Raw genomic sequence first — 14098 nt, forward strand, 5'->3', positions numbered from 1 at the left:
GTTGGATGGGTCCGTGACCCTCAAGATCCCGCCACCGCACCGCGACGACGTGCTGCTCGCCGGGTGCAGCGTGGCCGCCGGCCTGCTCCTGTGGTCGCTCGGGGTGCACAGCTCCCCCGGCCGGGACCTGCTCCCGGCCTGGGCCGCCCTGGTGCCGCTCCTCGTCCTCGGGGCGATGGAGCTGCTGCGCCGCAGCATGCCCCGGCTGACCCTGGCGGTCGGCACCGCGGGGCTGATCGCCGACCAGTTCACCGTGGGGAACCTGGCCACCGTCCTGATCTTCACCGACCTGATGTACGCGGCCGTCGTCTACGGCAAACCGGCCATGGCCCGCCGCCTCCCGGTCCAGACCGGCCTGATCACCGTCGCCGTCACCATCGCCGCCGTGGCCTGGCTGCGCACCCCGCAGGCGCTGCTGATCGGCGTGGTCACCGGCATCGTGAGCTTCGGACCGGCACTGACCGGCGCCACCCTGCGCAACCACCGGGAGGCCGCCGTGGCCGCCCGGCTGCGCGCCGAGCAGACCGCGCTGCTGGCCGAGATGGACCGCTCCCAGGCGGTCGTCGCCGAGCGGGCCCGGATGGCCCGCGAACTGCACGACATGGTGGCCAACCACCTCTCCGCCATCGCCATCCACTCCACCGCCGCGCTCTCCATCGACTCCCCCGCCACCAGCCGCGAGGCGCTCGGGGTGATCCGGGAGAACAGCGTCCAGGGACTGGCCGAGATGCGCCGCCTGATCGGACTGCTGCGGGACGCGGGCGCCGGGCAGGAGGCCGTCGCCACGCCTTCGCTGGACGGGCTGGACGCCCTGCTGGAGCAGGCCCGTACCAACGGGGCCGCGAGCGGGCTGGACTTCGTACTCCGCGATGACCGGCCCGGGGAAGCGGCGGAAGCCGGGGGCACCCGGGGGCCGACGCGCGATCCGCTGCCCGCCCCGGTGGAACTGGCGGCGTACCGGATCGTCCAGGAGTCGCTGACCAATGCCCTCAAGCACGCCGCTCCGGGCGCGGTCACCGTCCGCCTGGCCCGCGACCGCCCCGCGGGCGGCGGCCGGGCCGGCGGCGGCGCGCTGCACGTCGTGGTCGAATCCCCCTACGGGGAACGCCCCGGCCCCCGCGCACCCGGCTCCGGCGCCGGCCTCATCGGCATGCGCGAGCGGACGGAACTGCTGGGCGGGGCATTCGAAGCGGGCCGCGCGGACGCGGTCTGGCGGGTCCGGGCGACGCTGCCCGTGGAAGAAGAGGCGGTACGGGCGTGACGATCAGGGTCGTGGTGGCGGAGGACCAGAGCGCGGTACGGGCCGGGCTGGTCCTGATCCTGCGCAGCGCCGGCGACATCGAGGTGGCGGGCGAGGCCGCGGACGGGGAGGAGGCCGTGCGCCTGGCCCGTGAGCTGCGGCCCGATCTGGTGCTCATGGACGTGCAGATGCCGCGCCTGGACGGGGTCTCGGCGACCCGTCAGGTGGTCGCGGAGGGCCTGGCCGACGTCCTCGTGCTCACCACCTTCGACCTGGACGAGTACGTCTTCGGCGCACTGCGCGCGGGCGCGTCGGGCTTCCTGCTGAAGGACGCGGACGCGGCGGAACTGATCACGGCGGTACGGACCGTCGCGCGCGGGGAGGGCCTGATCGCCCCGGCGGTGACCCGCCGGCTGATCGCGGAGTTCGCGGCCCCGCGGCCCGTACCGGTCCCCGTACCGGCGACGGTGGAGTCGCTGACCCCGCGCGAGCGGGAGGTGCTGGGGTGCCTGGGCGAGGGTCTGGCGAACGCGGAGATCGCGGTGCGCCTGGAGATGGCGGAGGCGACGGCGAAGACGCACGTCAGCCGGGTGCTGGCCAAACTGGAACTGCGCAGCCGGGTCCAAGCCGCAGTGCTGGCACAGGAGTTGGGGCTCTAGCCGAATCCGGCCGGAAATGCATCCGAGGTTGCTGCGGGAGGTCTGGACCTCTTGACGGTTGGTCCAGACCTTTCTACTCTCACGCACAACTGTGGTGAGCGTGCCATGACAAAACGTCATACGGCGCGCTCACGGGCGGCGCAGGTCCCACCCCCATGCAGCGGCCGTCCCCACGGCCGCTGCGGACCTCGGAGGAGCACCCTTGAGCACAGCACCCCCACGACGCGCACCGCTGTTTCGAAGAGTCGCGGCCGCACTGGCCGTCCTCACCCTGCCCCTCGCCGGACTGGTGGCCATCGCCGGTCCCGCCGAGGCGGCCGCCTCGGCCACCGCGACGTACACCAAGGTCTCCGACTGGGGCTCCGGCTTCGAGGGCAAGTGGACGGTGAAGAACACCGGCACGACCACCCTCAGCAGCTGGACCGTGGAGTGGGACTACCCGGCCGGCACCGCCGTCACCTCCGCCTGGGACGCCACCGTCACCAGCTCGGGCACCCACTGGACCGGCAAGAACGTCGGCTGGAACGGCACCCTCGCCCCCGGCGCCACCATCAGCTTCGGCTTCAACGGCACGGGCTCCGGCGCCCCCAGCGGCTGCAAGGTCAACGGCGGCAGCTGCGACGGCGGCACCAGCCCCACCGACAACCCGCCCGGCGCCCCCGGCACCCCCACGGCCAGCGGCGTCACGGACACGAGCCTGACCCTCGGCTGGGCCGCGGCCACCGACGACAAGGGCATCAAGAACTACGACGTCTTCCGCGGCGGCACCAAGATCGCCACCGTCGCGACCACGTCGTACACCGACTCGGGCCTGACCAAGGGCACGGCCTACAGCTACACGGTCACCGCCCGCGACACCATCGACCAGACCGGCCCCTCCTCCGGCGCCCTCTCGGTGACCACCACCGGCGGCGGATCCGACCCGGGCGACCCCGGCACCCCGGGAGCCGCGGTCAAGCTCGGCTACTTCACGAACTGGGGCGTCTACCAGCGCAACTACCACGTGAAGAACCTGGTCACCTCCGGCACCGCCGCGAAGATCACGCACATCAACTACGCCTTCGGCAACGTCCAGGGCGGCAAGTGCACGATCGGTGACGCCTACGCCGACTACCAGAAGACCTACGACGCCGGCTCCAGCGTGTCCGGCACCGCCGACACCTGGGACCAGCCGGTCGCGGGCAACTTCAACCAGCTGCGCCAGCTGAAGAAGAAGTACCCGAACATCAAGGTCCTCTACTCCTTCGGCGGCTGGACCTGGTCCGGCGGCTTCGGACAGGCCGCCGCGAACCCGGCCGCCTTCGCCCAGTCCTGCTACGACCTGGTCGAGGACCCGCGCTGGGCCGACGTCTTCGACGGCATCGACATCGACTGGGAGTACCCGAACGCCTGCGGCCTGTCCTGCGACACCAGCGGGGCCGCCTCCCTGAAGAACGTCCTCTCCGCGCTGCGCACGAAGTTCGGCAGCAGCAACCTGGTCACCGCCGCCATCTCCGCCGACGGCTCCAACGGCGGCAAGCTCGACGTCGCCGACTACGCGGGCGCCGCCCAGTACGTCGACTTCTACAACGTCATGACGTACGACTTCTTCGGCGCGTGGGCGGCCCAGGGCCCGACGGCCCCGCACTCCCCGCTCACCTCGTACAGCGGCATCCCGATCGCCGGCTTCAACTCCGAGGCCGCCATCACCAAGCTCAAGGGCAAGGGCATCGCCGGCTCGAAGCTCAACCTCGGCATCGGCTTCTACGGCCGCGGCTGGACCGGCGTCACCCAGGCCACCCCCGGCGGCACCGCCACCGGCCCGGCCCCGGGCACCTACGAGCAGGGCATCGAGGACTACAAGGTCCTCAAGAGCTCCTGCCCGTCGACCGGCACCATCGCGGGCACGGCGTACGCCAAGTGCGGCAGCAACTGGTGGAGCTACGACACCCCCGCCACCATCGCCTCGAAGATGACCTGGACGAAGCAGCAGGGCCTCAAGGGAGCCTTCTACTGGGAGTTCAGCGGCGACACCGCGAACGGTGAGCTCGCGACCGCGGTCCACAGCGGACTGCAGTAAACGACCGAAGCCGGAGGGACGGGTCCGCCCCCGTCCCTCCGGCTTCTCGTGTGTCACGCCTCAGGCGACGTTCACCCGTTGCCCGGGCGGCGCGGCCTCCAGCCAGGCCAGGAATCCGGTCAGCGCGTCATCGCTCATCGCCAGCTCCAGCCGGGTGCCGCGGTGCGAGCAGCACAGGACGACGGCGTCGGAGAGCAGGGCCAGCTCCTCCTCGCCCTCGGGCGCACGGCGGGCGATGACCTCGATGGAGGCCCGCTCCAGGAGCCGGCGCGGCCGCGGGGAGTAGCTGAAGACGCGGAACCAGTCGATGCGGTCACCGCTGTAGCGCGCGACCCCGTACACCCAGCCCTTGCCGGAGACGTCCGGTTCCTCGGACACGCCCCAGCGCATGCTGCAGTCGAAGGTGCCGCCGGAGCGCTGGATCAGCCTGCGGCGCAGCCCGAACACAAACAGCCCGATCACCACCAGGGCTACTACGACCAGGCCGCTCACAAGCAGAGCGAGGAGCATCTTTCACCGACCTCCTCGCTCATCGAATACCCAAAACGAAAAACGACCTGCATCGCCTCAGCCGCGACCCGGTCCGGAAAATTCCGGAACAGGCCGCGGCTGAGGTTTGAAACTCTTACCAGTACCGGGGCTCAGCGCCCCGAAACCGCGCGCAGCCGGACATCGGCGCGACGCTCGGAGACCGAATCGGTCTCCGCCTTCGCGCGCTCCAGTGCCCGCTCCGCCCGCTCGACGTCGATCTCGTCGGCAAGCTCGGCGATCTCGGCCAGCAGCGACAACTTGTTGTCCGCGAACGAGATGAATCCGCCGTGCACCGCGGCGACAACAGTGTTGCCCCCGACGGTACGGATGGTCACCGGGCCCGATTCCAGCACACCGAGAAGCGGCTGGTGACCGGGCATGACGCCGATGTCGCCGGACGTGGTGCGGGCGACAACCAGGGTGGCCTCGCCGGACCAGACACTCCGGTCCGCCGCGACCAGCTCGACGTGCAGCTCAGCAGCCATGGTGGCTCCTCGGGTCACCACCCGGCGGTATGGCCGGGTGTTGGGTCAAATTCTAATGGGCGTGAGGAGAGGGACGGGACACACCCGCCCCTCTCCGTCATTCAGCTGTGCTCACGGATGAGCGCGGCTTCAGGAGACGCCCAGCTCCTTGGCGTTCGCCTTCAGGTCCTCGATGCCACCGCAGAGGAAGAACGCCTGCTCGGGGAAGTGGTCGTAGTCTCCGTCGCAGATCGCGTTGAAGGCCGTGATCGACTCCTCGAGCGGAACGTCCGAACCGTCGACGCCGGTGAACTGCTTGGCGACGTGCGTGTTCTGCGACAGGAAGCGCTCGACACGACGGGCACGGTGGACAACGAGCTTGTCCTCCTCGCCCAGCTCGTCGATACCGAGGATCGCGATGATGTCCTGGAGGTCCTTGTACTTCTGCAGGATCCCCTTGACGCGCATCGCCGTGGCGTAGTGGTCCGCCGCGATGTACCGCGGGTCGAGGATGCGGGACGTCGAGTCCAGCGGGTCCACGGCCGGGTAGATGCCCTTCTCGGAGATCGGACGGGAAAGAACCGTCGTCGCGTCGAGGTGGGCGAAGGTGGTGGCCGGCGCCGGGTCGGTCAGGTCGTCCGCGGGGACGTAGATCGCCTGCATCGAGGTGATCGAGTGACCGCGGGTCGAGGTGATGCGCTCCTGCAGCAGACCCATCTCGTCAGCCAGGTTCGGCTGGTAACCCACGGCGGACGGCATGCGGCCCAGAAGGGTCGACACCTCCGAACCGGCCTGGGTGTAACGGAAGATGTTGTCGATGAAGAAGAGCACGTCCTGCTTCTGCACATCGCGGAAGTACTCCGCCATGGTCAGACCGGCAAGCGCGACGCGAAGACGGGTGCCCGGGGGCTCGTCCATCTGGCCGAAGACAAGCGCCGTCTTGTCGATGACGCCCGAGTCGGCCATTTCCTCGATGAGGTCGTTGCCCTCACGGGTACGCTCACCGACGCCCGCGAAGACCGACACACCGTCGTGGTTGTTGGCGACGCGGTAGATCATTTCCTGGATCAGAACGGTCTTGCCGACACCGGCACCACCGAACAGACCGATCTTTCCACCCTTGACGTACGGGGTGAGAAGGTCGATGACCTTGACGCCGGTCTCGAACATCTCGGTCTTCGACTCGAGCTCGTCGAAGCGGGGCGCCTTGCGGTGGATCGGCCAGCGCTCGGTGACGTTGGCGTTCTCCTCCGGGTAGTTCAGCACCTCACCGAGGGTGTTGAACACCTTGCCCTTGGTGAAGTCACCGACGGGGACGGTGATGCCCTCGCCCGTGTCGGTCACCGGGGCCTGGCGGACCAGACCGTCGGTCGGCTGCATCGAGATGGTACGGACGAGGCCGTCACCCAGGTGCTGCGCGACCTCGAGGGTCAGGGTCTTGAGCTTGCCGTCCTCGGCCGGGTCGGCGACCTGGACCTTGAGGGCGTTGTAGATCTCGGGCATGGCGTCGACGGGGAACTCCACGTCGACGACCGGGCCGATGACCCGGGCGACGCGGCCCGTGGCGGCGGCCGTCTCAACAGTGGTCGTCATTACTTGTCACTCCCCGCGGTCGCGTCAGCCATGGCGCTCGCGCCACCGACGATCTCGCTGATTTCCTGGGTGATTTCGGCCTGGCGGGCCGCGTTGGCAAGCCGGGAGAGGCTCTTGATGAGATCCCCGGCGTTGTCGGTAGCCGACTTCATCGCGCGGCGGCGGGCGGCGTGCTCGGAAGCGGCCGACTGCAGCAGTGCGTTGTAGATGCGGCTCTCGACGTAGCGCGGCAGAAGGGCGTCGAGGACGTCCTCCGCCGACGGCTCGAAGTCGAACAGCGGAAGGATCTCGCCCTTCGCACCGTCCTCTTCTTCGACCTTGTCGAGGCTGAGCGGCAGCATCCGGCCGTCCACCGCGTTCTGCGTCATCATCGACACGAATTCCGTGAAGACGATGTGCAGCTCGTCGACGCCGCCCTCGGCCGTAGCCGTCTGGATGGCCTCGATCAGCGGCGCCGCGACGCGCTTGGCGTCGGCGTAAGCCGGGCTGTCGGTGAAGCCCGTCCACGACTCCGTGACCTTGCGCTCACGGAACCCGTAGTAGGCGACACCCTTGCGGCCGACGATGTAGGTGTCGACCTCCTTGCCCTCGCCGCGCAGCCGCTCGGTGAGCCGCTCCGCCTGCTTGATGGCGTTCGAGGAGTAGCCGCCGGCCAGACCGCGGTCGCTCGTGATGAGCACGATCGCGGCGCGCACCGGCGCCTCGACCTCCGTGGTCAGGGCGTGCTTGGTGTTCGAACCGGTCGCCACCGCGGTCACCGCACGGGTGAGCTCGGTCGCGTACGGCATCGACGCCGCCACCTTGCGCTGCGCCTTGACGATGCGCGAGGCGGCGATCATCTCCATCGCCTTGGTGATCTTCTTGGTCGCCGTGATGGCACGGATGCGACGCTTGTAGACCCGGAGCTGCGCTCCCATGAGTCAGGTCCCTTCCGTCGTCACTTGGAGACGTTGACGGCCGGTACGTCCTCGCCCAGGAGCTTGCCGTCCGAGGTCTCGAACTGCCGCTTGAAGTTGGCGATGGCGTCGGCGATGGTCGTCAGAGTGTCGTCCGACATCTTGCCGCCGTCCGCGATGGAGGTGAGGAGCTCCTTGCGCTCGAGGCGCAGGTGGTCCAGCAGCTCCGACTCGAAGCGACGGATGTCGTTGACCGGGACGTCGTCCATCTTGCCGGTGGTGCCGGCCCAGACGGAGACGACCTGCTCCTCGACGGGCATCGGCTGGTACTGGCCCTGCTTCAGCAGCTCCACCAGACGCTTGCCGCGCTCCAGCGAGGCCTTCGACGCGGCGTCCAGGTCGGAACCGAAGGCGGCGAACGCCTCGAGCTCACGGTACTGGGCGAGGTCCAGGCGCAGACGGCCGGAAACCTGCTTCATGGCCTTGTGCTGGGCCGAGCCACCGACGCGGGAGACCGAGATACCGACGTTCAGCGCCGGGCGCTGGCCCGCGTTGAACAGGTCGGACTCCAGGAAGCACTGGCCGTCGGTGATGGAGATGACGTTGGTCGGGATGAACGCCGACACGTCGTTCGCCTTGGTCTCGACGATCGGCAGACCGGTCATCGAACCGGCACCCATGTCGTCGGAGAGCTTGGCGCAACGCTCCAGCAGACGGGAGTGCAAGTAGAAGACGTCGCCCGGGTAGGCCTCGCGGCCCGGCGGACGGCGCAGCAGCAGCGACACGGCGCGGTAGGCGTCGGCCTGCTTCGACAGGTCATCGAAGATGATCAGGACGTGCTTGCCGGCGTACATCCAGTGCTGACCGATGGCCGAACCGGTGTACGGCGCCAGGTACTTGAAGCCGGCCGGGTCGGACGCCGGGGCGGCGACGATCGTCGTGTACTCGAGCGCACCGGCGTCTTCCAGGGCGCCGCGAACGGACGCGATGGTCGAGCCCTTCTGGCCGATGGCGACGTAGATGCAGCGAACCTGCTTGTTCACGTCGCCCGAGCGCCAGTTGTCGCGCTGGTTGATGATCGTGTCGACGGCCAGAGCGGTCTTGCCGGTCTGACGGTCACCGATGATCAGCTGACGCTGACCACGGCCGACCGGCACCATCGCGTCGATGGCCTTGTAGCCGGTCTGCATCGGCTCGTGGACCGACTTGCGGACCATGACGCCGGGGGCCTGCAGCTCGAGGGCGCGGCGGCCCTCGGTCGCGATCTCGCCGAGGCCGTCGATCGGGTTGCCGAGCGGGTCGACAACGCGGCCGAGGTAACCCTCGCCGACGCCGACGGAGAGCACCTCACCGGTGCGCTGCACCGGCTGGCCCTCCTCGATACCGCTGAACTCGCCGAGGACGACCGCACCGATCTCGCGCTCGTCGAGGTTCAGGGCGAGACCAAGGGTTCCGTCCTCGAACTTCAGCAGCTCGTTCGCCATGGCGGAGGGCAGGCCCTCCACCTTCGCGATGCCGTCGCCGGCAACGCTGACCGTCCCGACCTCCTCGCGCGAGGCCGCGTCCGGCTGGTACGACTGGACAAAGTTCTCCAGTGCGTCCCGGATCTCCTCCGGCCGGATCGTGAGCTCCGCCATCTGGGTTCCCTGCTCTCCTTGTTGGGCCTGAAGCTTCTTAGGGGTCTGGGGGCGACCCCCAGGAATCTTCTGCAAGTTCTGCACGGCCCAACCGGGCCGCTAGGAATGCTTCGTACTAATTTGTGGCTGGTCAGCCGGCCATGCGGCGCGACGCCTCGGCGATGCGGTCCGCGATGGTGCCGTCGATGACCTCGTCGCCGACCCGCACCGAGATCCCGCCGAGGACCGCGGGGTCCACGTCGAGGTTCAGGTGCATCGGGCGGCCGTACAGCTTGGCCAGCACCGCGCCGAGACGCTGCTTCTGGACGTCGCTGAGCGGAACCGCGGTGGTCACGGTGGCGACCATGCGGCCACGACGCTCGGCGGCGACCTTCGAAAGGGACTCGAGGCCCGCTTCCAGGCTACGTCCACGCGGGTGCGTGACGAGACGCGTGACCAGCCGCTCGGTGACGGCGTTCGCCTTGCCGCCGAGCAGGCTGCGGAGCAGCTGGCTCTTGGCGGCGGCGGTGGCCGACCGGTCGGTCAGTGCTGCGCGCAGCTCGGTGTTCGAGGTGACGATCCGGCCGAAGCGGAACAGCTCGTCCTCGACGTCGTCGAGGCCTCCGGCGGTCTGGGCCGCCGTGAGGTCGGCGGTGGCCGCCAGGACCTCGAGCGAATCCACCAGGTCACGGGACTGCGACCAGCGGGACCGGACCATGCCGGACACCAGGTCGAGGGTTTCCCCGCCCACCTGGCCGCCGAGCAGACGGCCGGCCAGCTCGGCCTTGGCCTCGCCGGACTGCGCCGGGTCCGTAATGACCCGACGCAGCGAGACCTCACGGTCGAGCAGCGCGGTGACGGCCGCCAGCTCGCCGGCGAGCTTCGCCGCGTCGACGGACGTGTTGTCCGTCAGCGCGTCGAGACGCTCGCGGGCGGTGGCCAGCGCGTCGCGGCTCGCTCCGTTCATCGGGCGGCCTCGGCCTTCTCCTCAAGCTCGCTGAGGAAGCGGTCGATCGTGCGGCTCTGCCGGGCGTGGTCCTCGAGGGACTCGCCGACAAGCTTTCCGGCCAGGTCGGTCGCCAGCTTGCCGACGTCCTGACGGAGAGCGGAAGAGGCGGCCTTGCGGTCAGCCGCGATCTGGGCGTGACCGGCAGCGATGATCTCCTCACGCTGCCGCTGGCCCTCTGCGCGCAGTTCTTCCTTGAGCGCAGTGCCCTGCTCCAGAGCGTCCTGGCGCAGGCGAGCGGCCTCGTGCCGGGCTTCGGCGAGCTGGGCCTTGTACTGCTCCAGCACGCTCTGAGCCTCGGTCTGAGCGGCCTCAGCCTTTTCGATACCGCCTTCGATGGCCTCGCGGCGCTCGTCCAGAACCTTGTTGATGTTCGGGAGGAGCTTCTTCGCGAGGAAACCGAAGACGATGACGAAGGCGATCAGACCGATGACAAGCTCGGGGATCGGCGGGACGAGGGGGTTACCCGGCTCCTCGGCCGCGAGAACCAGGAGGTTCACATCAGTGCCTTTCGTCGATTCGGACTAGTCGTTGAGTTCGTCTTAGTAGACGAACGGCATGACCAGACCGATGAGGGCGAGCGCCTCACAGAAGGCGAAGCCGAGGATCTGGTTGGCGCGGATCAGACCGGCAGCCTCGGGCTGACGGGCAAGAGCCTGCGTGCCGTTACCGAAGATGATGCCGACGCCGACGCCCGGGCCGATGGCCGCGAGACCGTAGCCGACAGAGCTGAGGGAGCCGGTGACGCCTTCGGTGGCAGCAGCGAGGATCTGGGACATGCCAGTTCTTCCTTCTCTTTCATGGACCGGTGGGGGTTGGCCACCGGACGATTCGGGGGGATTGCAGGAGCGGGCTGTGGCTCAGTGGTGTTCGGCGAGCGCGCCCTGCAGGAAGCTGCAGGCCAGGAGGACGAAGACGTACGCCTGGACAGCCTGGATGAAGAGTTCGAACGCGGTCATCACGATGACCATGACGAACGAGACGCCCGCGTAAGCGATGCCGATCCCGTTCAGCAGGTACCAGCTCGCGATCGTGAACAGCAGCAGCAGCGTGTGGCCGGCGAACATGTTCGCGAACAGTCGGACCGCGTGAGTGAAGGGTCGGACGATGACGTTCGAGAAGAACTCGATCACCATGACCATCGGCAGGATCGGGCCGAGGGACTTGTCGTAGCCGGTGATGTTCTTGAAGCCGCCCACGAAGCCGTGGCGCTTGAAGGTCACCGACATCCACATCACGTAGATGACGAGGGCGAGGCCGGCCGGGTACGCGATGACGGCAGTCACCGGGAACTGGGCGAGCGGCACGATCGACCACAGGTTCATGATCCAGACGAAGAAGAACGTCGCGACCATGAAGGGGACGTACTTCTCGCCTTCCTTCTTGCCGAGCGTCTCGTAGACGATGCCGCGGCGTACGAAGTCGTAGCCCGCCTCGGCGACCATCTGAAGCTTGCCCGGTACGACCTTCGGCTTCCGGAACGCGGCCCAGAAGAAGGCCACGATGACGAGCGAGCCCAGGAGGGCCAGCAGCATCGTCTTGTTGAAGTACAGGTTGCTGTCGGCGTCACCGAAGATCGGCTTGAACAGGAACGAGTACAGGGTCGGGCCCGGGAAGCCGCAGCCAGTGCCGTCTTCGAAATGACAATTGATATCGAAGGCGAGCGTCATGTCAGCAGCACTCACCGCAGGCTCCTTCAGCGTGGCGCATAGGTACGGCAACCTCGTTGTGTCGGCGCGGCGTGCAGCCGCGGTTCGGCACTGGACTGGTGTTACGGATGGTGGGGCGACAGTCAGGCATCGAGCCTCGCGATGGAACAGGCGTCAGCTCAGATGCCCGCGCCCGCAATGCCGCAGTTGAAACCGGACGATAGCAGCATCTCGAACGCGCACTTATTCCGCCCCTACCCCTCACGACTTCTGACCCGAATTTCCGGGCTTGTCGCCCTTCATCGAATCCGGTTCGACGTAGAGGATCTTGGCCTTCATATGAGCACGCGCCTGTGCGCCGATCCACACCAGGGTGGTGGCGACGAGCGTGATCGCGAAGGCCTTGGGGTTGAACAGTGTCGTGTTCTTGAACACGGCGAGAAAGACGAAGAGCAGCAGGATCTGGGCCGTGTAGAGCATGAGCCCCATGGCCTGGAACAGGTGCGGCAGTGATTTCGCCGTGCGCTGCAGTACGAGGAATCCGATGCCCATGAACAGCATCACCACCACCGTCGCGACGACGGCGCCCACGGCCCCCTTGCCACCGGCGACGATCCCACTGATGACGGCGGCGAGAGCGCCGGCGACAGCCGTGGGAACGGCGGATTGCAGGAGGGATCGGACGTCATCTGACCGCATGGCGGTTTGCTCCGCGTGGTGGTGGGGGCACGGGACTCGTACAGGACGAGCGTAAGCCCGGTCCGAGAGGGAACCTCGGGCCAATGGACCGTCGCACTACGGTCCTTCGGCTCTGTCGCCGGGTTTAGTGAACGGTATCACAAAGTATTTGATGAGAGCTTTACTCGGAGGGTGTGCGGACTGTCACACATGAGAGTGACCCTGCCCGTGTGTGCGCGACACGCAAGCGGCTTGTCTGGTAAAGGGAGTTCATGTCCGACATGCGCGTCGGACGTCAGCGGGAGGACCCGGCCTTACGCCGGTCGGGGAAGCGCGAACGGGGGCCGATGGCGGTCGCCCCGTTGACGCCGGAGACACCCGCCACGATCGGCCGGGCCGGCTCCGGCTCCGCCGCCGCGTCGTCCTGCAGGGCGGCCTCCGCGGCCCGTTCCGCGTGCCGGTAGCGCGGCGGGACCAGCCGCTCCGCCCAGCGGGGGGCACGCGGGGTGAAGCGCGGCAGCAGGAGCAGCAGCAGGCCCACGGCGCTCAGCCCGGAGATCGCCAGCACGATCCACATCGAGGCGGAATGCACGGAATACGCCACGGTGCCGAAGGCGATCAATCCTGACCAGAAATACATGATGAGCACCGCCCGGCTGTGCGAATGCCCGAGCTCCAGGAGCCGGTGGTGGAGGTGTCCGCGGTCCGCAGCGAAGGGCGACTGGCCCTTCCAGGTGCGCCGCACGATGGCGAGGACCAGGTCCGTCATCGGGATCGCGATGATCGTCAGCGGCAGGATCAGCGGGATGAACACGGGCAGCATCGCGTGGGTCGCGTTGCGCTCACCACCCACGAACAGCGCCATCGCGTCCGGGTCCACCTGTCCGGTGACGGAGATGGCGGCAGCGGCCAGCACCAGGCCGATGAGCATCGAGCCGGAGTCGCCCATGAAGATGCGGGCGGGGTGCATGTTGTGCGGCAGGAAGCCGAGGCACATGCCCATCAGGATGGCGGCGAAGAGGGTCGCGGGCGCGGCCGCCTCGATCCCGTAGCCGAACCAGATCCGGTAGGCGTAGAGGAAGAACGCACAGGTCGCGATGCAGACCATGCCAGCGGCGAGGCCGTCGAGGCCGTCCACGAAGTTCACCGCGTTGATGGTGATCACGACGAGGGCCACGGTGAGCAGGTTGCCCTGCCAGGGGGTGAGCGAGACCGAGCCGACTCCGGGGACCGGGATCCACAGGATGGTCAGGCCCTGCATGCACATCACGCCGGCGGAGATCATCTGGGCGCCGAGCTTGATCAGGGCGTCGAGCTCGAACTTGTCGTCGAGCACGCCGACCAGCCAGATCAGGGCCGCCCCGGAGAGCAGGGCCCGCGGCTCGTTCGACAGCTCGAAGACCCCGTTGAGGTTCTTCAGGTGGTCCGCGACGAGCAGGCCGGCGCACAGTCCGCCGAACATCGCGATGCCGCCGAGCCGCGGAGTGGGCTCCCGGTGCACGTCGCGCGCACGGATCTCGGGCATCGCCCCCACCGCGATCGCGAACTTCCGCACGGGCCCGGTGAGTAGATAAGTCACCGCGACCGTGACGCAAAGCGTCAGCAGATATTCACGCACGGGCTGCCCCAGATGTATCGCCGGCCATCTCAGCCCCACACACTAGCTGCGATGTACTCACTGTCGGGGACGCGCAGGGGCGGTATCCC

General features: G+C 68.3%; 14 protein-coding genes. 3 read left to right on the forward strand and 11 right to left on the reverse strand.

Annotation, left to right across the window (positions count from 1 at the left end):
• Position 1: 1 nt before the first annotated feature.
• The 3 genes from ACE1OC_RS13330 (at position 2) to ACE1OC_RS13340 (ending at position 3958) form a co-directional block, all read left to right on the forward strand.
• Positions 2 to 1261, forward strand: coding sequence for a sensor histidine kinase (locus tag ACE1OC_RS13330; RefSeq protein ID WP_407841551.1), 1260 nt, complete (start codon positions 2 to 4; stop codon positions 1259 to 1261).
• Positions 1258 to 1899: a response regulator gene (locus tag ACE1OC_RS13335; RefSeq protein WP_407837198.1), complete on the forward strand. Its 642-nt coding sequence runs from the start codon at positions 1258 to 1260 to the stop codon at positions 1897 to 1899. The genes ACE1OC_RS13330 and ACE1OC_RS13335 overlap by 4 nt, the downstream gene beginning before the upstream one ends.
• Before the next feature lie 202 nt (positions 1900 to 2101).
• Positions 2102 to 3958: a glycosyl hydrolase family 18 protein gene (locus ACE1OC_RS13340; protein WP_407837199.1), complete on the forward strand. Its 1857-nt coding sequence runs from the start codon at positions 2102 to 2104 to the stop codon at positions 3956 to 3958.
• 60 nt (positions 3959 to 4018) lie between these two features.
• On the opposite strand, the gene ACE1OC_RS13345 is transcribed toward ACE1OC_RS13340, so the two are convergent.
• The 11 genes from ACE1OC_RS13345 to ACE1OC_RS13395 all read right to left on the reverse strand — a co-directional run bounded on the left by ACE1OC_RS13345 (position 4019) and on the right by ACE1OC_RS13395 (position 14021).
• Positions 4019 to 4468 carry a DUF2550 domain-containing protein gene (locus ACE1OC_RS13345; protein WP_250744740.1) on the reverse strand — a complete coding sequence of 150 codons (450 nt, stop codon included), beginning with the start codon at positions 4466 to 4468 and terminating at the stop codon, positions 4019 to 4021.
• A 131-nt stretch (positions 4469 to 4599) separates the two neighbouring features.
• Entirely contained in the window at positions 4600 to 4974 is a 375-nt protein-coding gene (locus tag ACE1OC_RS13350) for a F0F1 ATP synthase subunit epsilon (protein WP_407837200.1), read from the reverse strand.
• 129 nt (positions 4975 to 5103) lie between these two features.
• Positions 5104 to 6546: a F0F1 ATP synthase subunit beta gene (atpD, locus tag ACE1OC_RS13355; RefSeq protein WP_030708152.1), complete on the reverse strand. Its 1443-nt coding sequence runs from the start codon at positions 6544 to 6546 to the stop codon at positions 5104 to 5106.
• Complete coding sequence (locus ACE1OC_RS13360; protein ID WP_407837201.1) at positions 6546 to 7463, reverse strand: F0F1 ATP synthase subunit gamma; 918 nt, start codon at positions 7461 to 7463, stop codon at positions 6546 to 6548. The genes atpD and ACE1OC_RS13360 overlap by 1 nt, the downstream gene beginning before the upstream one ends.
• A 20-nt stretch (positions 7464 to 7483) precedes the next feature.
• Positions 7484 to 9079 carry a F0F1 ATP synthase subunit alpha gene (gene atpA, locus ACE1OC_RS13365; protein WP_407837202.1) on the reverse strand — a complete coding sequence of 532 codons (1596 nt, stop codon included), beginning with the start codon at positions 9077 to 9079 and terminating at the stop codon, positions 7484 to 7486.
• 130 nt (positions 9080 to 9209) lie between these two features.
• Entirely contained in the window at positions 9210 to 10025 is an 816-nt protein-coding gene (locus tag ACE1OC_RS13370; protein WP_407837203.1) for a F0F1 ATP synthase subunit delta, read from the reverse strand.
• Entirely contained in the window at positions 10022 to 10564 is a 543-nt protein-coding gene (locus ACE1OC_RS13375; RefSeq protein ID WP_266955155.1) for a F0F1 ATP synthase subunit B, read from the reverse strand. The genes ACE1OC_RS13370 and ACE1OC_RS13375 overlap by 4 nt, the downstream gene beginning before the upstream one ends.
• Before the next feature lie 42 nt (positions 10565 to 10606).
• A complete protein-coding gene (locus ACE1OC_RS13380) occupies positions 10607 to 10843 on the reverse strand; it encodes a F0F1 ATP synthase subunit C (protein WP_266955157.1) in 237 nt (78 codons plus the stop codon).
• Between the two features lie 81 nt (positions 10844 to 10924).
• Positions 10925 to 11734 (reverse strand): F0F1 ATP synthase subunit A, encoded by an 810-nt coding sequence (gene atpB, locus ACE1OC_RS13385; RefSeq protein ID WP_266960080.1) that lies wholly within the window; start codon positions 11732 to 11734, stop codon positions 10925 to 10927.
• Positions 11735 to 11974: 240 nt separating this feature from the next.
• Positions 11975 to 12412: a hypothetical protein gene (locus ACE1OC_RS13390; RefSeq protein ID WP_266955159.1), complete on the reverse strand. Its 438-nt coding sequence runs from the start codon at positions 12410 to 12412 to the stop codon at positions 11975 to 11977.
• Positions 12413 to 12686: 274 nt separating this feature from the next.
• Positions 12687 to 14021: an MraY family glycosyltransferase gene (locus tag ACE1OC_RS13395; RefSeq protein WP_266960082.1), complete on the reverse strand. Its 1335-nt coding sequence runs from the start codon at positions 14019 to 14021 to the stop codon at positions 12687 to 12689.
• Positions 14022 to 14098 lie beyond the last annotated feature (77 nt).

It is taken from the genome of Streptomyces stoeckheimensis (genome assembly GCF_045822005.1).
Taxonomy (GTDB): domain Bacteria; phylum Actinomycetota; class Actinomycetes; order Streptomycetales; family Streptomycetaceae; genus Streptomyces; species Streptomyces stoeckheimensis.

Coding starts and splice junctions, on each gene's coding strand:
- ACE1OC_RS13345 (WP_250744740.1), bottom strand. CDS start 4,468: ATGCTCCTCGCTCTGCTTGTGAGCGGCCTGGTCGTAGTAGCCCTGGTG.
- ACE1OC_RS13350 (WP_407837200.1), bottom strand. CDS start 4,974: ATGGCTGCTGAGCTGCACGTCGAGCTGGTCGCGGCGGACCGGAGTGTC.
- atpD (WP_030708152.1), bottom strand. CDS start 6,546: ATGACGACCACTGTTGAGACGGCCGCCGCCACGGGCCGCGTCGCCCGG.
- ACE1OC_RS13360 (WP_407837201.1), bottom strand. CDS start 7,463: ATGGGAGCGCAGCTCCGGGTCTACAAGCGTCGCATCCGTGCCATCACG.
- atpA (WP_407837202.1), bottom strand. CDS start 9,079: ATGGCGGAGCTCACGATCCGGCCGGAGGAGATCCGGGACGCACTGGAG.
- ACE1OC_RS13370 (WP_407837203.1), bottom strand. CDS start 10,025: ATGAACGGAGCGAGCCGCGACGCGCTGGCCACCGCCCGCGAGCGTCTC.
- ACE1OC_RS13380 (WP_266955157.1), bottom strand. CDS start 10,843: ATGTCCCAGATCCTCGCTGCTGCCACCGAAGGCGTCACCGGCTCCCTC.
- atpB (WP_266960080.1), bottom strand. CDS start 11,734: ATGACGCTCGCCTTCGATATCAATTGTCATTTCGAAGACGGCACTGGC.
- ACE1OC_RS13390 (WP_266955159.1), bottom strand. CDS start 12,412: ATGCGGTCAGATGACGTCCGATCCCTCCTGCAATCCGCCGTTCCCACG.